Origin of the sequence: Breznakia sp. PFB1-19, assembly GCF_029893935.1 — a bacterium.
GTDB classification, from domain to species: Bacteria; Bacillota_I; Bacilli_A; order Erysipelotrichales; family Erysipelotrichaceae; genus Breznakia; species Breznakia blatticola.
The window spans coordinates 49,813-76,531 of record NZ_JARXXJ010000004.1 but is presented as its reverse complement, the minus strand read 5'-3'; the positions used below and the strand labels follow the sequence as shown (position 1 = coordinate 76,531).

At 35.0% G+C, this 26,719-nt stretch carries 26 protein-coding genes; 23 read left to right on the top strand and 3 right to left on the bottom strand.

Features of this window, described 5'->3' with window-relative positions; all coding sequences use genetic code 11:
• Nucleotides 1–100 precede the first annotated feature (100 nt).
• The 18 genes from M2098_RS03405 to M2098_RS03320 all read left to right on the top strand — a co-directional run bounded on the left by M2098_RS03405 (nt 101) and on the right by M2098_RS03320 (nt 17,005).
• Nucleotides 101–1,555: a hypothetical protein gene (locus M2098_RS03405; protein WP_280681723.1), complete on the top strand. Its 1,455-nt coding sequence runs from the start codon at nt 101–103 to the stop codon at nt 1,553–1,555.
• A 144-nt stretch (nt 1,556–1,699) separates the two neighbouring features.
• Nucleotides 1,700–2,407 carry a LytTR family DNA-binding domain-containing protein gene (locus tag M2098_RS03400; RefSeq protein ID WP_280681721.1) on the top strand — a complete coding sequence of 236 codons (708 nt, stop codon included), beginning with the start codon at nt 1,700–1,702 and terminating at the stop codon, nt 2,405–2,407.
• The gene (locus M2098_RS03395) at nt 2,407–3,684 is read left to right on the top strand and encodes a GHKL domain-containing protein (protein ID WP_280681719.1); all 1,278 of its coding nucleotides are present in this window, start codon (nt 2,407–2,409) and stop codon (nt 3,682–3,684) included. The genes M2098_RS03400 and M2098_RS03395 overlap by 1 nt, the downstream gene beginning before the upstream one ends.
• 774 nt (nt 3,685–4,458) lie before the next feature.
• Nucleotides 4,459–5,679 (top strand): cation:proton antiporter, encoded by a 1,221-nt coding sequence (locus tag M2098_RS03390; RefSeq protein ID WP_280681717.1) that lies wholly within the window; start codon nt 4,459–4,461, stop codon nt 5,677–5,679.
• Between the two features lie 91 nt (nt 5,680–5,770).
• Nucleotides 5,771–6,391 (top strand): uracil phosphoribosyltransferase, encoded by a 621-nt coding sequence (gene upp, locus M2098_RS03385; RefSeq protein ID WP_280681715.1) that lies wholly within the window; start codon nt 5,771–5,773, stop codon nt 6,389–6,391.
• Nucleotides 6,391–6,582: an AtpZ/AtpI family protein gene (locus M2098_RS03380; protein ID WP_280681714.1), complete on the top strand. Its 192-nt coding sequence runs from the start codon at nt 6,391–6,393 to the stop codon at nt 6,580–6,582. The genes upp and M2098_RS03380 overlap by 1 nt, the downstream gene beginning before the upstream one ends.
• On the top strand, nt 6,572–6,937 hold the full coding sequence (locus tag M2098_RS03375; protein WP_280681712.1) for an ATP synthase subunit I: 366 nt from the start codon (nt 6,572–6,574) through the stop codon (nt 6,935–6,937). Before M2098_RS03380 ends, M2098_RS03375 begins: the two co-directional genes overlap by 11 nt.
• 2 nt (nt 6,938–6,939) lie before the next feature.
• Nucleotides 6,940–7,641, top strand: a complete 702-nt coding sequence (gene atpB, locus M2098_RS03370) for a F0F1 ATP synthase subunit A (protein WP_280681710.1) — start codon at nt 6,940–6,942, stop codon at nt 7,639–7,641.
• Nucleotides 7,642–7,672: 31 nt separating this feature from the next.
• Nucleotides 7,673–7,915, top strand: a complete 243-nt coding sequence (atpE, locus tag M2098_RS03365) for an ATP synthase F0 subunit C (RefSeq protein WP_134169084.1) — start codon at nt 7,673–7,675, stop codon at nt 7,913–7,915.
• A gap of 28 nt (nt 7,916–7,943) precedes the next feature.
• On the top strand, nt 7,944–8,465 hold the full coding sequence (gene atpF, locus M2098_RS03360) for a F0F1 ATP synthase subunit B (protein WP_134169086.1): 522 nt from the start codon (nt 7,944–7,946) through the stop codon (nt 8,463–8,465).
• Nucleotides 8,453–8,986 carry an ATP synthase F1 subunit delta gene (gene atpH / locus M2098_RS03355; RefSeq protein WP_134169088.1) on the top strand — a complete coding sequence of 178 codons (534 nt, stop codon included), beginning with the start codon at nt 8,453–8,455 and terminating at the stop codon, nt 8,984–8,986. Before atpF ends, atpH begins: the two co-directional genes overlap by 13 nt.
• Before the next feature lie 18 nt (nt 8,987–9,004).
• Entirely contained in the window at nt 9,005–10,531 is a 1,527-nt protein-coding gene (gene atpA, locus M2098_RS03350; protein ID WP_280681704.1) for a F0F1 ATP synthase subunit alpha, read from the top strand.
• The gene (gene atpG, locus M2098_RS03345) at nt 10,521–11,363 is read left to right on the top strand and encodes an ATP synthase F1 subunit gamma (protein WP_280681702.1); all 843 of its coding nucleotides are present in this window, start codon (nt 10,521–10,523) and stop codon (nt 11,361–11,363) included. The genes atpA and atpG overlap by 11 nt, the downstream gene beginning before the upstream one ends.
• Before the next feature lie 9 nt (nt 11,364–11,372).
• The gene (gene atpD / locus M2098_RS03340; protein WP_280681701.1) at nt 11,373–12,776 is read left to right on the top strand and encodes a F0F1 ATP synthase subunit beta; all 1,404 of its coding nucleotides are present in this window, start codon (nt 11,373–11,375) and stop codon (nt 12,774–12,776) included.
• A 2-nt stretch (nt 12,777–12,778) separates the two neighbouring features.
• Nucleotides 12,779–13,171, top strand: a complete 393-nt coding sequence (locus M2098_RS03335) for a F0F1 ATP synthase subunit epsilon (RefSeq protein ID WP_280681700.1) — start codon at nt 12,779–12,781, stop codon at nt 13,169–13,171.
• Between the two features lie 712 nt (nt 13,172–13,883).
• Nucleotides 13,884–14,684 carry a phosphate ABC transporter substrate-binding protein gene (locus M2098_RS03330; protein WP_280681699.1) on the top strand — a complete coding sequence of 267 codons (801 nt, stop codon included), beginning with the start codon at nt 13,884–13,886 and terminating at the stop codon, nt 14,682–14,684.
• 172 nt (nt 14,685–14,856) lie between these two features.
• Nucleotides 14,857–16,047: an FAD-dependent oxidoreductase gene (locus M2098_RS03325; protein ID WP_280681698.1), complete on the top strand. Its 1,191-nt coding sequence runs from the start codon at nt 14,857–14,859 to the stop codon at nt 16,045–16,047.
• 64 nt (nt 16,048–16,111) lie between these two features.
• A complete protein-coding gene (locus M2098_RS03320) occupies nt 16,112–17,005 on the top strand; it encodes a fumarylacetoacetate hydrolase family protein (RefSeq protein WP_280681697.1) in 894 nt (297 codons plus the stop codon).
• A 22-nt stretch (nt 17,006–17,027) separates the two neighbouring features.
• Here M2098_RS03320 and M2098_RS03315 read toward each other — a convergent pair whose 3' ends face one another.
• The 3 genes from M2098_RS03315 to M2098_RS03305 form a co-directional block, all read right to left on the bottom strand.
• The gene (locus M2098_RS03315; RefSeq protein WP_280681695.1) at nt 17,028–17,969 is read right to left on the bottom strand and encodes a Gfo/Idh/MocA family oxidoreductase; all 942 of its coding nucleotides are present in this window, start codon (nt 17,967–17,969) and stop codon (nt 17,028–17,030) included.
• Nucleotides 17,970–18,001: 32 nt separating this feature from the next.
• Nucleotides 18,002–18,958: a hypothetical protein gene (locus tag M2098_RS03310; RefSeq protein WP_280681693.1), complete on the bottom strand. Its 957-nt coding sequence runs from the start codon at nt 18,956–18,958 to the stop codon at nt 18,002–18,004.
• A 221-nt stretch (nt 18,959–19,179) separates the two neighbouring features.
• Entirely contained in the window at nt 19,180–19,605 is a 426-nt protein-coding gene (locus M2098_RS03305) for a DNA starvation/stationary phase protection protein (RefSeq protein WP_280681691.1), read from the bottom strand.
• 196 nt (nt 19,606–19,801) lie between these two features.
• On the opposite strand from M2098_RS03305, the gene uvrA reads away from it, so the two are divergent.
• From uvrA to M2098_RS03280, 5 genes are all read left to right on the top strand, one after another.
• The gene (uvrA, locus tag M2098_RS03300; RefSeq protein WP_280681689.1) at nt 19,802–22,630 is read left to right on the top strand and encodes an excinuclease ABC subunit UvrA; all 2,829 of its coding nucleotides are present in this window, start codon (nt 19,802–19,804) and stop codon (nt 22,628–22,630) included.
• A complete protein-coding gene (gene hprK, locus M2098_RS03295) occupies nt 22,627–23,571 on the top strand; it encodes an HPr(Ser) kinase/phosphatase (protein WP_280681687.1) in 945 nt (314 codons plus the stop codon). Before uvrA ends, hprK begins: the two co-directional genes overlap by 4 nt.
• Nucleotides 23,571–25,052 (top strand): prolipoprotein diacylglyceryl transferase, encoded by a 1,482-nt coding sequence (gene lgt, locus M2098_RS03290; RefSeq protein ID WP_280681685.1) that lies wholly within the window; start codon nt 23,571–23,573, stop codon nt 25,050–25,052. The genes hprK and lgt overlap by 1 nt, the downstream gene beginning before the upstream one ends.
• Nucleotides 25,031–25,966: a thioredoxin-disulfide reductase gene (trxB, locus tag M2098_RS03285; protein WP_280681683.1), complete on the top strand. Its 936-nt coding sequence runs from the start codon at nt 25,031–25,033 to the stop codon at nt 25,964–25,966. Before lgt ends, trxB begins: the two co-directional genes overlap by 22 nt.
• 72 nt (nt 25,967–26,038) lie before the next feature.
• Nucleotides 26,039–26,692, top strand: coding sequence for an MBL fold metallo-hydrolase (locus M2098_RS03280; protein WP_280681681.1), 654 nt, complete (start codon nt 26,039–26,041; stop codon nt 26,690–26,692).
• Nucleotides 26,693–26,719 lie beyond the last annotated feature (27 nt).

Genomic DNA, 26,719 nt, shown 5'->3' with positions numbered 1-26,719 from the left:
AGTACTGATAAGTATAGATTCATAAAATGCTTAACATATTTTTAAAAATATATTATAATTTCATAAGTGTGTTTGAAGCAATAAGAAAAAAGGGAGACTTATGAAAAACTTATTAGAAACGTATTTTTCGAAGAAGAATCTTCGATTGATTTCCATGGCTATGGGAGTCGCAGCTTTAATTTTTTACTTTGTTGTAAAAAGCATTACCTCATCAATTGCTAGTGGTGGTTCACTAGGCTTGTTCACATTTGTGTTTATTGTATTCTATGTATTTATTGCATTGACATCAGTAATAGCGATTTACTATGCATACCGCATTTACTTTAAGAATCAAGATAAAGACATTTCAGTGGCAATTACTTTTGGGGTTTGTTGCTGGACAATTTTAATTTTATTATTAAATATTCAAACGCTTGTATTCTTTATTAAAGTTGCTAATGCTTCATCGATTTGGGATTTGGCAGGACTAGCAAGTAGTGCAGCTAATGTAGAGACGTTTGCACAGTTACTTGATTTAACACTTTGGGTACTTGTAATATTAGCAGGGTATAATGGATACATGTTTAATAAAACAAAAGGTATGGTAGAAGAAACGGTACAACCAACGGCTACATCTACAGAAGCAAATACAACAGCAGGGGCGAGTGCATCGACTACAAGCACAACGCCTGATTTAGATAAAAAACCAAATGAAACAGTAGAAAAGATAAAAGGATTTGTTTCAACGAAAAAAGGTAAGGGAATCATTGCAGGAGTGTTGGTAGCATGTTTAGTAATTGTTGTAGCACTTAATGTACTTGGAAACCGCAAAACTGAAATTGACTTAACGAAAGCAGTAGAAGTGACATTTGAAGGTGTATCTGGTGATGGATATGCGTATATCTCTAATGATGAAATAGAATATGATGGAAATGATGATGATGTTGAAGAATTCATCGACACTGTATACTTCACATTGAGTAAAACAAGTGGTTTGAAAAATGGAGATGAAATTACTTTAAAGGCAAAATACAGTAGTTCAGCTGCAGAGGAATACAAAATTAATCCAACTAACGATAAAATTACGGTTACAGTTGAAGGTTTAGAGATTGAATTTGAAAGCTATGATGATTTAAGCAAAGACGAAAAGAAAAAAGTAGAAACCGCTTGGACAGAATATTTTGAAGAAGGATCAAACTTCGACGAAGAAGTAAGAGATGAATTGGAATATGACTTCAAACGTGATTCAACAATTGCTTTATCAGATAAACAAGTTATTGGAAGATACTATGGAGACAGTGATTATTCTGGAGATGACGTAATCGTATACGTTGTAAAAGTTACGGCTTCAGGTACAGAACGCTATGATGATAAAGAAAAGAAAATGACAAAATACTATCATATTGCACTACCAGAAGTAACACCAAAGACAATTGAAAAAGTGAAGAAGAGTAAATTTGAATTAACATATAGTAGTGAAATTACTGATGTTGAAAATGATGAAGAAGCACTTGAAGAAACTGTAGATTACTATGAAGGTAGATACAACGATTACACAATGACAAAACTTAAATAATTACATAAGACAGACTTCGGTTTGTCTTTTTATTTATAAAACACAGAACAATAGTAAAATAATTCATAAAAGCCTTGGCAAGACAAAGAATTAATGTTATATAATAAAGATGGAATATAAATAAGGGTTGGTGATAACGTGGAAATGAAAATATGTATCGTTGATGACGAACAAGAACAAATCGATCGACTACAAGAATATATCAATCAACATGAAACGTTTTTAGAGTTTAAAACCATAACATTTCATGATTCGACAGATGTAAATATTCTTGTCGAAGAATTTGATTTGTATTTCTTAGATATCGATATGCCTAAGCGAACAGGTTTTGAGTTAGCGAAGATGATTCAAAAGAAATATCCAGATGCAATCTTTATATTTGTAAGTGCTCATAGTGAATTTGTTTATGACTCGTTTAAGTTTAATGCGTTTTATTTTGTAAGAAAGTTCACTTTTGAAGCTGATATGATTGATGCCCTTCATCTAGCAGAAAATAAATTGAAGAAATATGCAAAAAAATATGAAATTAATAGTGTAGATGGAGAAAAACAAATTGTGAATTTTGGAAATATTTTATATTTTGAGAAAATGATCAATCAATTGTTGGTGACACTAACAAATGGAAAGACGTATACCGAACGTAAAAGTATGAAACAACTACTGCAAGAAGTAAATTTAGATCTTGTAGGTTTTGTGTTAATCAATGCGGGTACGTGTGTCAATTTAAAAGGTGTAAATAAGCTTGTAGACAGCGAAATGGTGATGAGTAATGGAGAACATTTAGCCATCAGTCGCCGTCGTTTTAGTGATGTGCGAAATGCGTATCATCGTTTTTTGATGGAGAGTGAATAATGCGAACAATTGAAGTAGATTTTTTATACAATGTCGTTCAAAGTCTTTTGATCGTATCTTTTTTTGTGCGCTATTTTAAGATGAAAAGTAATTTCACTCCAGCGCACTTTATATTGTGGGTACTAATTTGTACGGTTGGTTCGATGTTCAGTGGATTGGAAAGTACAGCAGCAAGACAAGTTAATATCTTAATTACTTCGGTATTTTATATCCCATGGCTTTACTATTATGCATATGGACCAAATATCGAGAAAATATTTATTACGTTTTTTGCTTTACAACTAAGTGCGATGTGTTCTTCTTTGGTGACAATTATTCTGTCATTCTTTTTATATCAAAACATAAATCTGTATTTAGTTGTGGATCAGTATTATGATTTAATTGTTTGGTTAACGTATATATTGTTTGCGATAGCTACATATTTGATATCCAATCAAAGAAAACACATTCGCTCACATATGGATAATGTCATGTTGCAATGGTTTATCCTATTTCTTATCGTAGTAACCATTATGTATTTATCACTCGAACATGTCATTTTTAAAGATGTACTTGTGATCACCGATATGATGCTAGCTCTAATTGGATTGTTTGTTGTTGTTATTTCAGTATTTATTCTTTTTTTTCATATGCAAGCTAGTAAGGAAAAAGAAATTGAAAGTGGACTAAAGATGCGTTCACTTGAATTTGAAAGTCATTTATACGATATGGCACTTAACGCCAATCAAGAAACGCGAAAGATCAATCATGATCTAAAACACTTTGTGACTCATATGAAGTATTTATTAGAAAAAGGGCAATATGAATTGCTTGATCATGAACTTGATGATTTCATAGGGAAAGTTGATAAAAATAGTTTGGTACTCACAAACAATACGATCATCGATTATATTTTAAATTTAAAGCATACAATTGCATTAGAAAAAGGTGTATCGATGCGTTATGTGATTAATGTAAGTGAAGATGCACATATCAACAATGTAGATATGTCGATTTTACTTGGGAATTTAATTGATAATGCAATTGAAAATGCCAATGATGGTGTAGTTGAAGTGCGTGCAGAAAATAAAAATGAATATGTTCATATTACAGTAAGTAATGCGATAAAAGAAAGTGTGCTTGAACATAATCCAGATTTCAAATCTTCAAAAAAAGGACGAAATCATGGACATGGACTAGTCAGTGTACGCGAAATTATTGAGCGAAATGAAGGGTCTATGGAAATCAAAGAAAGCCAAGGAAGGTTTATTGTATCTGCACTTTTCAAAGAGAGTTAATGTGGAAAACAACCCCTTATTTCTTATTAAAATTGTGAAATATAACCATTTTTCACGAATTAAATACCAATAATCACGATTTTATTACAAACCAAAAAATTTAGTGTATGATGTGTCCGTGAAGAGGAATACATCGGAATTAAGGGCAATGGTTCAGTTGTTTCACTCTTTATAGAAAAATCAGATTTTGGAATAAGTCATGGCGATATCTTATAATGTACTCATAATAACAAGCGCTATAATATTATTTCTCCAATCGTTCAATCAAAAAAAAGAGGGATAACACTTGCAAACAACATAATCGTGTATAAGGGTGTAAAGGAATAGGAAGTTTTTGGTTGAAACTTATCGACATAGACTTGAGGGGCAAATTCAAATTCTGAAGAAGACATTGGGAAACTGATGTCTTTTTTTCTATATATTCATAATGATATGAATTGATAAGAAAATCTAATGAAAAATAATAATTGATAAAAAATAGTTATGAGAATGGCGAAATCATCGTATTATTCGTATATAGTGATTGAAAAAGTTGATGTAGTCATATGAAATCGTATATTGGTATAAGTGATTTGTAGCTAATTTCGCATTGAAATGCATATAAATTTAAATAATTGTGTCTTTAAAATAAGGATATTAGCTTAACTTAGTCCATGATTTGTGAATAATTCACAAGTGATAACGCTTACACGTAATGATTGATGCATTATATCCAAATACATATTATTCTTTGCGATTTTTAGGAGTACAATATAGGACATTGGGAGGTTTGTTATGTCGTATCATTATTTGTTGGATTTAGCCGCAATATTAATATCTACTAAGATTTTGGGGTTGTTTACAAAAAAAGTAGCAATGCCGCAAGTTGTTGGAGCTTTACTCTCTGGACTTATTCTTGGTCCAATGGGGTTAAACTTTTTACAAGAGACGGATTTTATTATTCAAGTAAGTGAAGTAGGGGTTATTATTTTAATGTTCTCTGCTGGACTTGAAAGTGATGTAAAAGAATTAAAGAAAAGTGGAAAGGCTAGTTTTCTGGTTGCTTGTTTAGGGGTTATTGTTCCTTTAGCTGGAGGATTTGCTTTGGCGCACTTCTATCCAATTGGAACAACAGATCTATTAAAGAACATCTTTATTGGAGTTATCTTAACTGCGACATCTGTAAGTATTACAGTTGAAACATTAAAAGAGTTAGGAAAATTAACATCACGTAGTGGGAATATTATTTTGGGAGCTGCATTAATCGATGACATTTTAGGGATCATTGCATTAACTGTAATTATTGGACTCTCAAAAGGGAATGTGGATATTCTAACAGTATTATTAAAAATCGTAGGATTCTTTGCGATTAGTATGGTTCTAGGATACTTTATCCACAAATACTTTGATAAGTGGATGCGTTCAGCATCATTTGACTTACGACGTTTCCCCTTAATTGCCTTTGCATTTTGTTTGTTTTGGTCATATGTAGCTGAAGAAGTATTCGGTGTAGCGGATATTACTGGAGCCTTTGTGGCAGGACTGATGATTGCCAAAACTTATCGTTGTAGTTATGTAACACACCGTGTAGAAACACTAGGATATTTATTTTTTGCCCCATGTTTCTTTGCAAGTATTGGATTGAAAGTAATCTTACCAGAAATGGGAGCGAATATTATCATCTTTAGTATTCTCCTTTGTATTATTGCTGTACTTACAAAAATCGTCGGTTGTGCACTTGGTGCGAAACTATGTAACTTACCAAACCGCACATGTTTACGTGTTGGTGTAGGAATGATTTGTCGTGGTGAGGTTGCCTTAATTGTGGCAAGTAAAGGTCTAGCAGCAGGTTTAATTAGTGAAACAATGTTTGCCCCTGTGATCATTATGGTTATTGTTACTACTATCGTAACGCCAATCTTATTGAAGGTTGTTTACAAGGATGGAGATAACAAAACTGTAGAAGCAGATGACCCATTAATTAACCGTATGGAGAAATGCGATATCCAAGCATAACAATTAGGGATTTTCGTTGAAAGTGTCAGTTTCAAGTAGTATAATTAGTCTTGAAGAAAAAAAATCAAATAAAGGAAATAAAGGAGATTTTATGCTAAAAGTTTTAGAACACCCACTGATTACTCACAAGTTAACGCAAATGCGTAAAAAAGAGACAAAAACGAAAGATTTTCGTGAAAATTTAGATGAGATTGGTGGATTAATGGCTTATGAAATTACACGTAATTTACCAGTGCGTGAAGTGGAAATTGAAACGCCAGTAACAGCAATGAAAACGTATGAATTAGAAAAGGATATCATCTTAGTACCAATCTTAAGAGCTGGACTGGGAATGGTTGGTGGAATTAGTAATTTGATTCCAACGGTAAAAGTTGCACACGTTGGACTGTACCGTGATGAAACAACATTACAACCACATGTATATTTTGAAAAATATCCAGTTGGAATTGAAAATGCAGTCGTGATGATTGTTGACCCAATGTTGGCAACTGGTGGTAGTGCCAATGCAGCTATCGACATGGTGAAAAAACAAGGAGCTAAAGATATTCGTCTGGTTTGTCTTGTTGGTGCACCTGAAGGTGTAAAAGCTGTTGAAAAAGCACATCCAGATGTAGATATTTATTTAGCAGCATTAGATGAAAAATTAAACGATCAAGGATACATTGTTCCTGGATTGGGTGATGCTGGAGACCGTATTTTCGGTACGAAGTAATGAAACAAATGGAAGCGACACGTTTTGTTGGACGTGTTGTGCTTGGAAGTATACTTGCAGTCTTTGGTGGCTTGTGGCTAGATGATACATTTGGCACGAAACCTTGGATTATGCTTGGACTTCTACTTTATGTCTTAGTTGGAAGTCTTATAACTCTTGTAAAGGATGTGGGAGGTAGTGATGAGAAATAAGCAATTTAGTCAAATCGAACGACTTGCTATAGGAATTGCCCTTATCAGTGCTGCCATCATCTATCTAATTACAAGAAATACACAAGACATCTTTAGTGTTCTATATGGAGCACTCATTGCGATTGCTGGATTTCACAGTATCGTTATTTCAAGTCAAAGTTTAATTGATAATCCAAATAAAGCAAAAAATTTAGCGATTATGCAGTATGCATTTCGCTATATCATCTATTTAGTTCTACTTGTCGTTGGTTATATCTTCCTACATTTAGAATTGGTAGGTATGTTAGTTGGTTTTGTCAGTTTAAGTTTTGCGATTAAAATTCATGCAATTTTGACGCATGGAAAGGAGGTTTGATCATGGGAGACGGAATACTAATTAAAATCGGAGATTTTGATTTATTTGTTCACCAAACCATCGTCATTTGGATCGGTGTTGGAATTCTGGTTTGTGCCCTTCTTATTTGGGGTGGAAACAAACTCAAGCATGCAGACCCAACAAAGCCACCAAAAGGAGCAGTACTTGTATTTGAAACAATTGTTAACTTATGTGCGATGGTGGTCAAAGGAAATTTAAATAAGAAAACATGGAAGTTCTTACCATATTTTGGAACAATCATGATTATGATGGTTATCTCAAATCTTTTAGGATTGTTCGGTTTACAACCACCAACATCGAATTTATCACTAGCGATGGTACTTGCTATTGGTATCTTCTTGTTGATTCACTTTAGTGATATTAAAAACCATGGTATTAAAGGAAAGTGGAAAGCATTAACAGATCCAGTTCCGTTATTATTACCATTAAATGTGATTGGTGATATCGCCTTTCCAGTATCGTTAACCCTACGTTTGTTTGGAAACATGCTTGGTGGAAGTATCATCATGGCACTTGTATATGTACTAGTAAAAGCAGCAATGCCTTTTACGGGTATATTATTAGCGGTTACGCCGTTTTTACACATGTACTTTGATATGTTTACGGCATTTATGCAAACCTACATTTTCTTCACGTTAGCCACATTCTTCTTATCAGATGCTGTGGATGCCGCGGAAGAGTAAAAATAGAAAATTCATATAGGAGGAAAATATTATGGAATTCAATGAAGCATTTGTTACAGGATTAGCTTGTTTAGGAGCTGGTATTGCCATGATTGGTGGTCTAGGAGCAGGAATTGGTCAAGGGATCGCTGCTGGTAAAGGAGCGGAAGCTGTTGGACGTAACCCTGAAGCTGCAGATAAAATTCGTTCAATCATGGTATTAGGGATTGCCCTTGCTGAGACAACAGGGATTTATGCCTTGGTAATTGCCTTATTATTAATTTTCTTAAAGTAGTAGTTAGATTAGAAAGAGGAGGCCACTTATGGATATTAACATAAGCAATTATTTACGTATCAACTTACAAGATATGGCACTCGTTTTAATTTCTACGGCTTTGATTATACTTATTGCGAAGAAATTCTTTTGGAAGTATGCACAAGCATATTTGGATGGACGTAGTGCATTTGTCGCTGGAGAACTAGAAGCAGCGCAAGACAATCGCCAACAAAGTGAACAAATGAAAAGCGAGTATGAAGAAAAACTTGCAAATGCGCACGATGAAGCGGTTGGCATTATTGAAAGTGCAAAACATAAAGCAGGGGTGGAAGCTAACCAAATTTTGGAACAAGCGCACAACGATGCACGTATGTACAAAGAAAAAGCACAAGTTGAAATAGAAAAAGAAAAAACGAGTATTCGTAAAAATATTAAAGATGAAATTAGTGACATCGCATTCTTAGCTGCTAAAAAAGTAGTAGAAAAAGAAATGGATGACGAAACACATAAAAAATATGTGCAAGATTTCATCGAACAAGCGCAAGAGGATGAGTCATGGCAAGCGTAATTGCTAGTCGTTATGCACAAGCTCTTTTTGAACTTGCAAAACAAGAAGACCTACTTGATGCATGTAAAGAAGATTTACATGTAATTGTTGAAGGTATGGTCCAATATCCGGAATTGTTTGCACTATTAAAACATCCAAGAATTGATAAAAAAGAGCGTAAAGATATCGTAATGAAATCTTTTTCTGGCGGACAAACGTATGTGATGAACTTTGTGAAGTTATTAATCGATCGTAATCGTTTTGCAAGCATTAAAGAAATTGAAAAACGTTATCAAGAACTTTATAACGAAGAAAAAGGTATTGAAATCGCCTATATTCAAAGTGCTTTACCATTATCTGATACAGAGGAAAAGCAAATTGTGGATATGTTAAAAGCAAAATTAAAAAAGGACATTATTGCCAAAGTGAGTATCAAGCCAGAATTGATTGCTGGTTTACGCATTCAAGTTGCAGGTGATGTACTTGATAATTCTGCAAGCAATCGTTTACAACGATTGAAAGAACAAGCCAAAAACTCATAGAAAAGCGAGGAGGAAGTTATGGATTTACGACCAGAAGAAATTAGTGACATTATCAAAGAGCAGATTAAGCGTTATGATGATGCATTAGAAATATCTGAAACAGGAACAGTCATCAGTGTTGGTGATGGAATCGCGCTAATCTATGGATTGGAAAAAGCGATGGCAGGAGAATTGCTTCTTTTCCCTAATGATCTTTATGGAATGGTATTGAACCTTGAAGAAGAGCACGTTGGTGCAGTTTTGATGGGTGATGACAGTAAAGTTCGTGAAGGTGATGAAGTAAAACGTACCGGACGTATTATTGAGGTACCTGTTGGTGACATGATGCTAGGACGTGTAGTAAACGCACTAGGTCAAGCCATTGATGGAGGGGACCCAATTGTCAGTGACAAATATCGTCCAATTGAGCGTGTAGCTCCTGGAGTTATGACACGTAAAAGTGTACATCAACCATTACAAACCGGTCTAAAAAGTATTGACTCAATGATTCCAATTGGAAAAGGACAACGTGAGTTAATTATCGGAGACCGTCAAACTGGGAAAACCGCAATTGCGATTGATACGATTTTGAACCAAAAGGGACAAAACGTAAAATGTATCTATGTTGCAATTGGACAAAAAGCAAGTACTGTAGCACAAATCGTTGAAAAACTACGTCACTACGGAGCACTTGAATACACAACTATCGTAACAAGTACTGCTAGTGATGCAGCACCATTACAATATATTGCACCATACGCAGGATGTGCGATTGGTGAAGAATGGATGGATAACGGACAAGATGTACTAATTGTTTATGATGATTTAAGTAAACATGCGGTTGCTTACCGTACCATGTCCTTACTATTAAAACGTCCACCAGGACGTGAAGCATATCCAGGGGATGTATTCTATTTACACTCAAGACTACTTGAACGTAGTGCGAAGTTAAATGAAGAACACGGACTTGGATCATTAACCGCATTACCAATTATCGAAACACAAGCAGGTGATATTGCTGCTTATATTCCAACAAACGTAATTTCGATTACGGATGGACAAATTTTCTTACAAACCGAATTGTTTAACGGTGGGATTCGCCCAGCAGTAGATAGTGGATTATCAGTAAGTCGTGTTGGTAGTGCAGCACAAGTAAAAGCGATGAAACAAGTATCTGGTTCATTGAAACTTGAACTTGCACAATTCCGTGAAATGCAAGCCTTTGCACAATTCGGAAGTGATTTAGATGCATCAACAAAAGCAACACTTGATCATGGAGAACGTTTGGTAGAATTATTAAAACAACACCAATATTCACCATTATCAGTAAGTGAGCAAGTCATCTCATTATTTGCGGCAAAACACCGTTACTTAAAAGAGATTGCAGTTGAAGATGTACTTGAATATGAATCTGGTTTACACCAATTCATTAAAGATTACCACAACGATATTATGGAAACATTAGATCGTGAAAAAGAAATCGATGATGCATTGGAAGAAAATATGAAAGCTGCTATTAAGGAATACACAGATAAATTCGTTAGTTTAAGTAAGAATGGCAAATAAGTTAGAAATTAAAAACCGAATTCGTTCGGTTGATTCAACCAAGAAGATTACCAAAGCCATGCAACTTGTAGCAGCAAGTAAACTTAGAAAACAAAAAGACTTGATGGATACAAACCGCACTTATGCAATGTATCTTCAAGAAGTTGTAGAACACATCTTATCTACAATAAAAACCAGTGATCATCCGTTTCTAAAACGCTCACAAACAGAAAAACGATTGATCATTGTATATACAAGCGATATGGGATTATGTGGTGGATACAATGCCAACACGTACAAATTGCTTGAAGCTTCTATCAATGAGGGGGATGAAGTCATCATTGTTGGTTCACGCGGAACAACCTATTTAAAACGTCGTGATTTAAACATCATACAAACCAAAATCGGAGTAAGTGAAGAAGGATATGAAGATATTCTAGATATTGCAGAACTTGCTTTAAAACAATACACAAGTGGTGTTGTTGGAAGTATTGAAGTACTATATACCAAATTCGTAAACTCAATGGATTTTGAACCACAACTCGAACGTTTATTACCAGCGACTCGTAATGAAGAACTGGAAAAAGATGTGGTTAAACAAGATGTGATTTTTGAACCAGCAGGAGATACGATTTTAGATGAACTGATTCCGTTGTATTTAAAATCATTACTTTACTCTCGTTGGATTGAAACTAAAACAAGTGAGCAAGCATCGCGTCAAAATGCGATGGAAAATGCAACAGATAACGCACAAGAGTTGCGTGATGAACTCGAACTGAAATTTAACCAAGCGCGCCAAGCATCAATTACGCAAGAAATTACGGAAATTGTTGGTGGTGCTAATGCACAATAGGAGGAATATATGAGTCAAAATATAGGAAAAATTGTTCAGGTCATTGGACCGGTTGTCGATATCGTTTATGATGGCGATAACTTACCACAATTGTTAAATGCGATTGAAATTCCTCGCGAAGGTGATGAAAGCCTTGTAGTTGAAGTCAGTCAACATATTGGTGATGAACGTGTTCGCTGTATTGCGATGGGGTCAACAGATGGACTTGTCCGTGGAATGGATGCCATTGATACAGGAGCACCAATCTCAGTACCAGTAGGAGAAGAAGTACTTGGACGTATGTTTAACGTACTTGGACGTGAAATTGATGAAATGCCACCACTAGGTGATAATGTAAAACGTATGCCAATTCACCGTGAAGCACCAAGCTTTGATGAACAACAAACATCAGCTGAAGTACTAGAAACGGGAATTAAAGTTATTGACTTACTATGTCCTTATGCAAAAGGTGGTAAGATTGGACTTTTTGGAGGAGCTGGGGTTGGTAAAACCGTGCTTATCCAAGAGTTAATTCACAATATTGCTAAAGAACATGGTGGACGAAGTGTTGTTACCGGTGTAGGAGAACGTACACGTGAAGGAAATGACATGTACCATGAAATGAAAGATTCAGGTGTACTTGATAAAACCGTGCTTGTTTATGGACAAATGAATGAAAGTCCAGGAGCAAGAATGCGTGTTGCCTTAACTGGATTAACAATGGCTGAATACTACCGTGATGTAGATCATCAAGATGTATTACTATTCGTTGATAACATCTTCCGTTTTACACAAGCGGGAAGTGAAGTTAGTGCCTTACTAGGACGTATGCCTAGTGCTGTAGGTTACCAACCAACACTAGCTACCGAAATGGGGCAACTACAAGAACGTATTACGTCAACTCGTAATGGATCTATTACATCTGTACAAGCCGTTTATGTGCCTGCGGATGACCTTACCGATCCTGCACCAGCAACTGCCTTTACACACCTTGATGCCAAAACGGTACTTGACCGTGGTATTGCATCATTAGGTATTTATCCAGCAGTTGACCCACTGGAATCAAGTTCTCGTATGCTTGATCCATTAATTGTTGGGGATGAACACTACACAGTTGCACGTGATGTGCAAAGCTTATTACAACGCTATAAAGAACTTCAAGATATTATCGCTATCTTGGGTATGGATGAATTAAGTGAAGAAGATAAGACAACGGTAAACCGTGCACGTCGTGTACGTAACTTCTTATCACAACCATTTAACGTTGCTGAACCATTCAACGGAATGGCAGGAAAATATGTACCAATGAGTGAAACGATTCGTTCACTAAAAGAAGTACTAGAAGGTAAATACGATCACCTTCCAGAACAAGCATTCTTATACGTAGGTACTATTGAGGAAGTTGTCGAAAAAGCAAAAACGCTTGAGGTGTAAATATGATTGATGTACGAATCATTACCCCAGGTGGTATGTACTTACATACAGAAGTTGATCAACTCAACGCGCGTTCTGTAGATGGAAACTTTGGACTTTTACCAGATCACATGCCAATGGTTGCAATGCTTGATATTTCAAGCATGACCTTGATTCGTGATGGTGTGGAAAAAGACTATGCGGTATCTGGTGGATTACTTGAATACTCTAAAAATATTGTGACAGTATTAACTGATGCAATTGAAGGAGAAGAAGACATCGATATTGAACGTGCGAAAGCAGCAAAAGAGCGTGCTGAAAAACGTTTACAAGCCAAAGAACACAGCTTGAATATGCGTCGTGCAGAAGTTGCTTTACGTAAAGCGATTAACCGTATCAACGTAAAAGGAAAATAATGAGATATAGTTTCGGCTATATCTTTTTTTTGAGTATCAAAGCACCTAGTTTTAACAAATTCAATATAAAAATCGATATACCTACAAAAACACTAGGAAAATAAATGACATATTCCGCGTTTTTCAAATCAAAAAAGTACATATTATTCGATAAATAAAAGAGTATTTGAATATTACATCGATTTTACTGAATTGGAAATTGTATATATCAAATTTTTAAAAAAGTTTACCCACTATATCGAAACTCATATAAAATTCAAGACAATATATAATTTAATAATCATATTGTAAGTATCGGTTTAATATACTACAATATTAGTAGGATATATAATCTAACTGATTTACTATATGAACAAGTTCGAAGTGATTTCCCAATTACATATCTAGCTTCGAAACAACCCAATTGCTAATTACTTTTATAACCCTGTATAAAACTAATTCTTGTTCAAAATAACCACATAGAGTAGTTTCCTTTACACACACTAATTAACTCAAAACTATGAAGGCGTATCATCCATACGCAGGTGAATCAATTTGACATATTATCCGGCAGAAAAAAAGGAGTGCTTTCCCTGCATTCCTTTTTTTTACGTTTCGATAGTGATATCGTATTGCTACACTTTCTTAACATAAATTAACGAAGTCTTTTTGAAATCTATAAGTTCTCTTTATATTTCTTTTGTAATGTGTAGTTATGCAAAAGGAGGAATTTATGCGTAAACTATGGATATTTGGAGTGTGTTGTTTATTACTTGTTGGTTGTTCTACTAACCAAAAAACAACAAAGAAAACAGAATTGCTTGTTGGAGGATCCACAAGTATACAACCATTGATGGAGAAACTTGCAGAAGACTACATGAAGCAAAATGAGATGAAAGTATCTGTGCAAGGTGGTGGCTCGAGTATGGGAGTTAAAGGTGCAAATGAAGGTGTGCTAGATATTGGCATGGTTTCAAGAGAACTGAAGGACGATGAGAAAGAAGAATTAGATGAACAAGTGATTGCGCTTGATGGAATTGTCGTGATTGTAAATCAAGCAAATACAATTCAAAATATAACACTTGAGCAGTTACATGAAATCTATACAGGTAAGATAACCAATTGGAAACAACTTGGTGGAAAAGATGCAATAATCTCAGTTGTAAGTCGTGAAGAAGGAAGTGGAACGCGAGATGGATTTGAATCAATTGTAGGATTTGAATCAAGTGAACTTATTCAAAATGCGGATATTCAAAATGCAACAGGTGGTGTGATATCTACAGTAAGTACAAATAACAATGCGATTGGGTTTATCTCAATGGGTTCGGTTTCTGATCAAGTCGATGTACTTAGAGTAAACGATATAACGCCAAGTGTAGAAACAATTACAAATGGAAGTTATGTTTTACAACGTCCGTTAATACTTGTCACAAAGAAAGAAAATCATGATGCACAAGAGTTCTATGATTTTATCTTTTCTAAGACAGGAAAAGAAGTCATTGAGAAACTGCATTATATTCCAGTGAATCAATAAAATACGGTGATATTTCCTAGGAAATATCCCTTTTTCATTTGTGAAAAAAAGTGCAAGCAACTTGTGAAAAAACATGCAAAGTATTTGATTGTCATTACGTGTGAAAGTGATAGAATAGGCTTCGTAAGCATGATGTGAATTGACGATTCATGCTAGAAAATGGAGGTCAGGTATGATTAATGTTTTTACTGAAACAAAGCGCTGTTTACAGTGTAAAGTACCGATGTGTCAAAAGGGATGTCCAATTTCAACGAATGTACCTGCAGTAATTCGTGCACTTGAACAAAGTAGCTTGGAAGATGCAGGACAAATACTATTCGACAACAATCCGTTATCACTTGTATGTTCACTTGTTTGTGATCACGAAAAACAGTGTGAGGGACACTGTGTATTGAATCATAAAGGAGCACCTATTTTGTTTGGTGATATTGAAAACTACATTTCAGATGCTTACTTTGATAAGATGCCAATTGTAAAGAATGCAAAAAATCACAAAAAGGTTGCGATTATTGGGTCTGGACCAGCTGGAATAACAATTAGTGCGACGCTGGCAAAGATGGGATATGATGTCACAATCTTTGAAGCAAAAAGTGACTTAGGTGGTGTGCTTCGCTATGGAATACCAGAGTTTCGTCTACCAAAGAAAATTCTAGATCGTTATCATAAAAAACTGATTGAAGCAGGTGTGAAAATTCGCTTCAATACAACAATCGGTGGAGCATTAAAAATCGATGATCTTTTTCGTGATGGGTATAAAAGTATCTTTGTGGGTACTGGAACATGGAGACCTAAATCATTAGGTATCAAAGGAGAAAGTTTAGGAAATGTGAATTTCGCAATTGATTATCTAGCAAGTCCAGATACCTTTACGCTTGGTGATACTTTACTTATTATCGGTGTAGGAAATGCGGCGATGGATGTTGCAAGAACAGCTTTGCGTCATGGTGTAAAACATGTAATGATGACTTCATTATCTGATGAAATTGCAGCTAGTGAAAAAGAAGCGGATGGTGCAAAACTTGAAGGTGCCCAGTTTCTATATTTCAAGCGTCCAGTAGAAATTGATGATGAGGGCGTAGTATTTATTGATGAATTGACAAATACAACAGAACACATTGATGCTGATTCAATCATTATCTCTATATCTCAGGATCCAAAAGATAAGCTGGTAAGTACAACCGTTGGCCTTAAGGCAAATGCAAAAGGTTTATTAGAAACAGATGCACAAGGTCATACCACACTTCCAGGAATTTTTGCGGCTGGAGATGTTGTGATGGGTGCTAAGACAGTTGTCGAAGCAGTGAATCAAGCAAAGGTTGTTGCTGCTAACATGGATGCATATATGCAAGAATTGGATATGTAGTATAAACAACGCTTTTGTATTGTCATAGATATGTGTATAATTTTATCAATGAGGGAGAGATACTATGAAATTTATTCGCTATACAGTTCATAATGAAATACACTTAGGTGTACTAAGTAAAGATGAAACACATGTCATAAGCCTACAAGAGATATTAGGAAAGAATTATGCAAATACAATGCAAATGTTTATTGAACAAGCTCAAGATGGTGATATGAAAAAGATTCAAGACTATCTTGAAGTGTATTCTTCTGGTATGAACATAGAAGATGTACAGCTGCTAGCACCTATGGAACGCTCAAAACATGATGTTATTGCTGTTGGTTTAAACTACCAAGAACATATCGATGAAGCAGATCGTGGCTTTACTCGCCATGTGGAGAAAAAAGATCCACCCATTTACTTTGGAAAACGCACAACACACATTACTGGACCAAATGAAATGGTGTATGCTTGTTTTGACTTGGATGAAAAGGTTGACTATGAAGTTGAACTTGCTGTTATCATCAAAAAGCAGGGAAAAGATATACCTGTAGATAAAGCGATGGACTATGTATTTGGTTATAGTATTCTTAATGATCTATCTTCACGTGGACTACAAAGAGGACGAAATCAATGGAATAAAGGAAAGTCACTTGATGGCTATACAATTATGGGTCCTTGTATTGTAAGTGCAGATGCTTTTGATCCAAATGTATCACATGCAGTACAATGTTATATCAATCAAGAACTTCGACAAAATGGAAATACAACGCAAATGATTCATAAAGTTGCAGAACTCATTAGCGATTATTCGCAAGGTATTACGTTGGAAGCAGGCGATATTATTTCAACAGGAACACCTTCTGGTGTAGGTATGGGATTTGAAGTGCCTAAATGGCTAACAGATCATGATGAAATGAAATGTGTCATTGAAGGAATTGGTGTATTAGAAAACAAAATTCATAAACGTAAATAAAAGGGGAAGCGAATGCTTCCCTTTAGTCTACAACTTCTAAAATGGCTTTACTTTGTGTATATCCCATAATAGGACTTTCATATATTTGATGTTCAATGCAAGTTATTGCATGTTCGATTTCACCACTGAAATCACTTTGCATGTCTACTTCGATACGTTCTTCTTTGCCATCGACATATAGATAGGCAACTTTTTCTTTCCAATATGCTGGAATTTTTATGTATCCTTTTTCACCAATAAGATAGGCACATCCTTTGTTTTCAGGTGTATATAGCCAGTTACTCATAATATCTGCTTGGATACCATTTTCATAGGTGATCATTGCATGCAATCCAAAATCACAGGCATATGCATCAATATACGTTTTCTTTTTCGTAATTTCTTTTACTTTGCTGTTTGCATAGTAATGTGCAAAACAGGTTGGATATACACCAATATCAAAAGCACATCCACCTGTAACTGGATCTAGAACCCAATGTGTATCTGGTAGTGGATCATCAAGTAATCGAGCGCTATACTCAGCTTTGATGAATTGTAGTTTACCGATAACACCATCTGCGATTATTTGATACAGTTTCTGATTAAGTGGTGTAAATATCGTTTTATTTGCTTCCATTAGAAAACACTGTTTTTCTTTGGCAAGATCAAATAACTGTTTTAATTCTTTTTGTGTTGTGACCATAATCTTCTCACAAATGACATGCTTGTTGGCTTCTAGACACTTACGAACTAAATCAAAGTGCAATGCATTTGGTACACAAATATAAACAAGTTCTACTTGTGGATCAGCTAATACTTCATAATAAGAACCATATGCATGTAATGCATCGTACTGTTCTTGAAATGCTTGTGCGCGTGTTATATCACGAGCAGCAACAGCATACAAAGATGCATTCTTTGCATATGTAACACCTAAGGCAACGCGTTTAGCGATACCTCCTAAACCTAAAATTGCGACATTCATAATACATACCTCTTACATGTATTATACACGAATTAACTAGCAATTAAGTTTCGATATACATATTGATGTGTAAGTGGTGCATTACTTGCAAGTGTTTGCGGGTCATTGTAATAATACACAACAGCATTTGCTAACCATTCGTAGGCATTATCATTCATATTACCACTGTATCTTACAGGAAGACTTCCTTTTTCCTGGCTAAATATTTGCTGGAACTCAGCTGTTTGAGAAAGGTTGGTTCCAAAATCATAAATATGAGTTGCTTCATGTAATACGGTGGTCGGATAATGATTTTGTCCATTTAACCAAATGCGACCATCACTATATCCCATACCTAGATATGGATATGCAATACTTAAATCAATGGTAATGGTATGTAATGAACTATTGTTGTATTGGTTTGGCAGTTGCATAATTTCATTTACATATTTACGCACGGTATCATCAGAGACATTCATATCTGGTGCTTCAATTTTCCAACCACGTACATATAAATTGGTACGATCTAGTGGTGGTTGAACAGGAGTAATCGTTTCTTGTGCGAACTCTACAGGTATTTCTTTTTGCTGAACGGGTTCAGGCTTTGCATGGTCGTATTTCTCTTCAACTTCTTTTGCCTTAACAATTACATCAATCGTTTTTCTAGAAATTTTACCAGATTTATTTTTTGCTTCTAAAACAACTTTGTAATTGCCTGGTATTTTTGAGTTTACATCATTTTCAATGACATCTAAAAGTAGTGGTTGTTTTTTTGAATCATACGCACGTAGTTTTAAATTGCGTAAACTGAATTCTTCATCGACTACAAGTTCATATGCATTTGGTCCAATAATCGTTGGTGGGTTTTCATTCTGAACCTGTGCGGTTGTTTCCTTTTGCTCACCAGTATCACTTAGAGCATTTGTTGGTATCTGAAATACATACAATACACAAGTTAGAGCTAATGCAACACAAATCAATACTACTTTTCTTACTTTAAGATACTTCATACACATACATCCTTTTTCTCGTTTTTTCTACTACACGAATTGATTTCTTATCAAATGTTGATATATTAATTATGTATTATCATAATCAATTTGATATTATAAATGAAGTGAAAATAAGAGTCTACCTTTTTTAGGTATTTATATAAAGATGGTGTGTGTTATATAAAATTAAATATGTATAGAGTATAAAAAAGGACTCCGCCTGGAAGTCCTTACCTTTATTATACGACTTGTTTAATCATCCAAATTGATTTTGTGAATTCCTTAATGTAGTCATCCATTTGGATACCTACAACATCAATGCCTTTATCTTCAGCACTTTCTTTTACTTCACGAACTTCACTAAGAATGAATTCAAAGTCTTTTAACACTTCTTTCCAGATAGATTTACTATCCTTGTGATCCATGTTTGCTTCTTCGATTGCTGTAATAGCTAAATAATCTTTAAGTGAGGCAAGTGGCTTTTCATTTACCATTAAGATTAGTTCGCCAACTTCATCAATGGCTTCATTAATAAAGTCATAGTATTCTTCTAATTTTACGTGAGCAGTAAAGAAGTCACTTCCTTTTACATACCAGTGAAAATTTTGTAGTTTATGATATTCTACAACTAAGTCTGCTAATAATTTATTTAATTTTGTTTCCATATAAATATACCTTCCTTTTCTTTTCCTTACATGTATAATTATACTAAGAATGATTCTTAATTCAAATCATATGAATGAGAAAAATAGCGGACTTGACAGGTTTGTTATAATGATAAGACATAAGCGGACGGATATTTGTTTGTAAGTCCAATTACGTCTGAAAAAGTGCTATAATGTTGGAGAGAATGAGGTTATTATGGAACAAAATACAATACGGATAAAAGGTGCAAGAGAGAACAACTTAAAAAATGTAGATTTAGAAATTCCTAGAGATAAGATTGTCATTATGACAGGAGTATCTGGTTCGGGAAAAACATCTCTTGCTTTTGATACAATTTACGCCGAAGGGCAACGTCGATACATGGAATCGTTGAGTGCATATGCAAGACAATTCTTAGGAAATTCAGAAAAGCCAGATGTGGATAGCATCGAAGGACTTTCACCTGCAATTTCTATCGACCAAAAAACAACTAGCAACAACCCACGTTCTACGGTTGGTACAGCTACTGAAATTTATGATTATTTGCGTTTGTTGTATGCGAGAATTGGAGTGCCATATTGTCCAGTTCACAACGAACCAATTACCTCACAAACCATCAAACAAATGGTGGATAAGGTTATGGAAACGGAGAATGGAACACGTCTTCAAATTCTATCGCCAATTGTTAGAGGAAAAAAAGGAACACACAAAGACTTATTTGAAAAGTTAATGAAAGAAGGATATGTAAGGGCACGTGTAGATGGTGAACTTACATTAATTGAAGAAGTTAAGGACTTAGAGAAAAATAAAAAACACGATATTGATGTTGTTGTTGACCGAATTATTAAAGGTGAAGATCGTGGTCGATTACATGATTCATTAGAAACTGCAATCAAGTTAAGTGATGGTCTTGCTTTAGTATTAGCGGGAAAAGATGAAATGCTTTTCTCAAGTAACTACTCATGTAAGTACTGTGATTTTGTGGTGCCAAAATTAGAGCCAAGATTATTTTCATTTAATGCACCATTTGGTTCATGTCCAGAATGTAAAGGTCTAGGAGTTACACAAAAAGTAGATTTATCGTTATTAATGCCAGATAAGAATTTGAGTATTATGCAAGGTGGGATTGTCTACTATAAAAATATTCTAAAAAAGGATAACTTGGAATGGCAAAACTATAAAGCGATGTTGGATTACTACAATATTGATCCAAACAAACCATTAAAAGACATGACAAAGAAAGAAATGAATTACTTGTTATATGGAAGTGATGTGCCAATTGCCTACAAGATTTACTCAAAATCAGGAATGGTTACCCAAAAAAATCAATATATTGAAGGAATTGTAAATTTAATCGAACGTCGTTATATGGAAACAACATCATCATTCTCACGTGAATGGTATGCTTCATTTATGGGAGAAGATGTATGTCCAGTTTGTCATGGTTCACGTTTAAATGAAATTGCTTTAAGTGTTCGTGTAAATGGAATAAACATTTACGAATGGACACAAATGTCGATTAAACAAGCTTTAATCTTCATGGATAACATGGAATTAAGCAAAACACAGATGTCGATTGCAAAACTAATTCTTGCAGAAATTAAAAACCGTTTAAGTTTCTTGAGTGATGTAGGACTAAATTATTTAACCTTAGACCGACTTGCAGGAACCCTTAGTGGTGGAGAAGCACAACGAATTCGTTTAGCTACGCAAATTGGTTCACAGTTAACTGGAGTTCTTTACGTACTTGATGAGCCAAGTATTGGACTACATCAACGCGATAATGAACGTTTAATTAATTCCTTAAAGAAAATGCGTGATTTAGGAAATACGTTAGTCGTAGTTGAGCATGATGAAGAGACAATGCGTCAAAGTGACTATATTGTGGATATCGGTCCAGGTGCTGGTGTACACGGTGGTCAAGTTGTTGCGGCTGGAACGTATGATGAAATCATCGACAATGAAGGAAGTATTACTGCTAATTATTTAAGTGGACGTCTATCGATTCCAATTCCAAAAGAACGAAAAAAAGGAAATGGAAAGTTCATTGAAATTAAGGGGGCAGCTGAAAATAACTTAAAGAATATCAATGTAAAATTCCCGCTTGGAACATTGACTGTAGTTACTGGAGTTTCTGGATCAGGAAAGAGTAGTTTAGTAAATGAAATCCTTAGTAAAGGAGTTTCACAAGCACTTGGTCGTGTTCGTATGAAACCAGGAAAGTTTAAAACGATTAAAGGAATTGAAAATATCGATAAGATTATCAATATCTCACAAGATCCAATTGGACGTACACCACGAAGTAACCCAGCAACATATACTGGGGTGTTTGATGATATTCGTGATTTGTTTGCCCAAACACCAGATGCGAAAATGCGTGGATATGAGAAAGGTCGTTTCTCATTTAACGTTCGTGGTGGTCGTTGTGAAGCATGTCAAGGAGATGGTATTATTCGTATCTCGATGCACTTTTTACCAGATGTTTATGTAGAGTGTGAAGAGTGTGGTGGAAAGCGCTACAATGAAGAAACCTTAGAAGTAAAATACAAAGGAAAGAACATTCATGATGTTCTTGAAATGGATGTTGAAGAAGCAGTTGAGTTCTTCAAAAATGTACATAAAGTAAAACATAAACTACAAACATTAGCAGATGTTGGTCTTGGATATGTGAAACTTGGACAAAGTGCAACTACACTATCTGGTGGGGAAGCACAACGTGTAAAACTAGCAAGTGAATTACAACGTAAAGCAACAGGTAAAACGTTGTTTGTTTTAGATGAGCCAACAACTGGACTACACAGTAGTGATGTAAATACCTTATTAAAGGTATTACAACGTATTGTGAATAATGGCGATACGGTTGTGGTTATTGAACATAACTTAGATGTGATTAAATGCGCAGACTATATTATTGATATTGGACCAGAAGGTGGAGATGAAGGTGGACAATTGATGGGTGCAGGTACACCTGAGAAAATTGCTGCAATTGAAGAATCATACACTGGACAATACTTGAAACCAATTCTAGAGGAGAATAAGAAATGAGTGTAAAAGTAAGAGAGTTAAAAGAGCATTTTGATTTTGATGTACTTTGTGGGGATGAAAAAGCACTAAATCGTGAAATTAGTATTGCAGATCCAAACCGTGCAGGACTAGAACTTGCTGGATTCTTTGCCTATTCACAACCAAAACGTATTGTAATTTTGGGAGATAAAGAAATCGAATATATCAAAACGATGACAAGTGAACAAAAAGAAAAAAGTTTTGATTTTATTACAGGTGAAAAAACACCATTGATTCTTGTGACGAACCATCATGAATGTCCAGTGGAACTATTAGACATTGCAAAGGAAAAGAATTTTCCGATCTTACGGTCAAACCAAAGAACCAGTCGTATGACAACAAATCTAGTATCGTACTTAGATGAACGACTAGCAAAAATTGATTCACTACATGGTGTCCTTTTAAATATTTATGGAAAAGGAGTTATGATCCGTGGAGAAAGTGGAATGGGGAAAAGTGAGGTTGCGTTGGATTTGGTCCGTCGTGGTCACCAATTAATCTCTGATGATTTAATTGATTGTTATCTCATTCATAATGAAATTATTGGATATCCACCAAAATTATTGGAAGGATTTATTGAGCTAAGAGGAATTGGAATTATCAATATCCGTAAGTTATATGGTTCAAGTTCCACATTACCAAGAAAGAAAGTAGACTTTGTTATTGAGCTAACAAGTTGGGATAATGCACAAGAATACGATCGTGTGGGAATCGAAGATCAAAAATACGAGTGTATCCTTGGGATTGAAATTCCAAAGATTATTTTACCGATTCGTGGTGGTCGTTCAATGGCAACCATTATTGAAAGTGCAGTAACAAATATTGTACTTCAAGAAGAAGGATATAACTCAGCTAGAGATTTCGAACAACGTGTACTTAGTTTGATCGAAACTCAAAAAAGTGAAAGTGAAGGAGATAAGTAATGCGTTTATTTCCTGATTTAAAAACGTTTATGGAAATTGAAATTGGAAGTTTTCATTTACGCATTGCATGGTATGCCATTTTAATTGTTACAGGTGCGATTATTGCATATCGCATGTCATTACGAAATGCGAAAAAGATTGGTTATGGAAAAGAACTTCTTGAAGACTATTTTTTAATGATGATGCCTCTAGCAATTCTAGGAGCTCGTGTTTGGTATGTCATGTTTGATTGGGCAAGTTTTGCTAGTGAACCAATTCGTATCTTCTATATATGGGAAGGTGGACTTGCTATACATGGTGGATTAATTACCGGTATTATATTTTCCTATTTCTTCTTTCGTAGTAAAGGTGCAAATCTACTGCGAATTGGAGACTGTATTATGCCAAATGTACTAATTGCACAAGCAATTGGACGTTGGGGTAATTTTATGAACCAAGAGGCATATGGTGGAATTGTAAATGAAGAATACTTTCGGATGTTTCCTTCATTTATTAAAGATACTATGTACATCGATAGTGCCTATCGCCAACCGATGTTCTTAATCGAAGGGATTGGAAATATCATTGGTTTTATCTTAATCATTACACTATTCAAACGTTTTATTCGCAAGAAAAATGGAGACATGATTTTTGCGTATGTGATTTGGTATGGAATCATCCGCTTTATTGTGGAAATCTATCGTACCGATGCACTATATGCAGGAAGTTTAAAAATCGCACAAGTTACAAGTATTGTCTTTATTTTAGTTGGATTACTTGGACTTGCTGGCGTATTTGATCGTCTGTTTAAAAACATATATCCATTTAAAAAGGAAAAACCAGTGGTGCTATTTGATGCAGATGGAACTTTGATTGATACACAAAAGTTAATCTTTGATAGTTTCCGTCATACATTTGCGACATTAAAACCAGAAGTTCAATTAACGGATGAAGAACTTTTATTATTTATGGGACCACCATTATATGAAAGTTTGGCAAAATACTTTGATGAAAGTGAAGTAGATAAAGCACTTGAAGTCTATCGTGATTTCAATCATGGTCGTCATGATGAATATGTAAAAGCGGTGAATCATGCAAAAGAATTACTCGATTACTTGAAAGAAAATGGATATGAAATCGGTGTTGTCTCAAGTAAGATGCACTGGTTGGTAGACAAAGGATTGATTCAAAGTGGACTTGCAGATTACTTTGATGTGGTTGTAGGACGAGAAGATGTTACTCACTTTAAACCAAATCCAGAACCTTTACTAATTGCTTGTAAAGAAATGCGTGTACCACACGATAATTTGATTTATGTTGGTGATGCAACAAGTGATGTACAAGCAGCACAAAATATGGGTGCAGTAAGTATTGCTTTTGTGAATGATCCAAGAATGAAAGAAGCATTAATCAAGACAAAACCTAGTTACATGGTATATGATTTGATTGAAATTATAGAAATAGTAAAGGAGGATCGCACATGGAACGAATTAGTGATGTAGTGATCATCGGAGCTGGACCTGCAGGAATGACTGCAGCAATTTATGCTTCACGCGCTGGATTGAAAACAATTATGCTAGAAGCTGGAGCACCCGGTGGAAAATTAACGAAAACAAATGAAATTAGTAACTATCCTGGATATAGTTCAGCTGGTGGTTTCGAACTAGCAACGGACATGTTTCAACACTCAACAACTTTTGGGGCAGAATATCTGTATGGAAATGTTGTAGATATTGAAATTGATAAAACAAATAGTGGATTTCATTCAGTGATTACAGATGATGATACAGTATACAAAGCACGTAGTGTAATCATCGCTACAGGTACAAAAGAACAACTTCTACAAGTGCCTGGAGAAATGGAAAATATCGGACGTGGAGTTAGTTATTGTGCTGTTTGTGATGGAGCCTTTTTTAAAGGTAAAAAAGTTGCAGTCATCGGTGGAGGAAATTCTGCATTAGAAGAAGCACTGTACTTATCTACGATTGTAGAAAAGGTATATGTCGTGATTCGTCGCGATGTATTTAGAGCGGATAGCATCGTTGTAGATCGTGTCGAAAATACACCAAACATTGAAGTGATTCGTGAAAGAAAAGTAGAAGAAATTGTAAGTGATGGAAAATCTGTCACTGGAATTAAACTGTATGATAGTCACGATGAAAGCGAAAAAGAACTACTTGAAGTGAGTGCTGTATTCCCATATATTGGAGCAACACCTATTAGTAGTTGGATTGCAGATGAAGGTGTTACAGATGCAGAAGGGTACATTGAAGTTAATGAGCATATGGAAACAAAAATTCCTGGTTTATTAGCTGCAGGAGATGTAACAAAGAAATCATTACGCCAAGTTGTTACAGCAACAAATGATGGAGCAATTGCTGCTCAAAGTTGCGTACGCTACATAAAATGTGTCTAAATAAAGCACTTGCCATATAAATGGTGAGTGTTTTTTTGATATACTACAAGAAAGAACAGTAGAGGGAAACTTATGAGAATACAAAAACTTACAGAACGTACTACGATATTTACAATCTTTGAAGCATGTGAAGGTTTTGATTTACATCTTCAATTGATTCAAGGGAAACATCGTAATTATTTAATTGATACAGGACTAGGAGATAAAAGTTTAGAGCCAATATTTGAACATCTAAAAGATAGTACAAAAGAACTGATTGTGATTAATACACATCATCATTATGATCACATATGGGGAAATCTTTGTTTTAAAGATCATACGATTATTGGACATCGCAGCATTCTTGAAGCAATTAAAACAGACTGGCAAAGAGCCACAACGCAGTTTATTGAGTGGAAACAAGGGAATATTGAAATGGTGCTACCAAATCTAGTGTTTGATGAACGTATGATGTATGTTGATGATGGAATAGAAATCTTTTATGCACCAGGTCATGCAGGGTGTGATATTGCGATTTATGATGCAGTGGATCGCACGTTAAATGTTGGTGATAATATTGGTGATACGCCAGAAGAGTTAGTACCAAGTCTTGTCTGTGATGAAGAAATCTATAAAGCATCATTAGCACTTTATGAAACTTATGATGCAAAATATGTTATTTCTGGACATAATCACATTATGGATAAGTGCGTATTTCAAGAAATTCGTGAATGTTTATCTAAGTAGCTAGACGCGCTATTTGCGTATACTTAT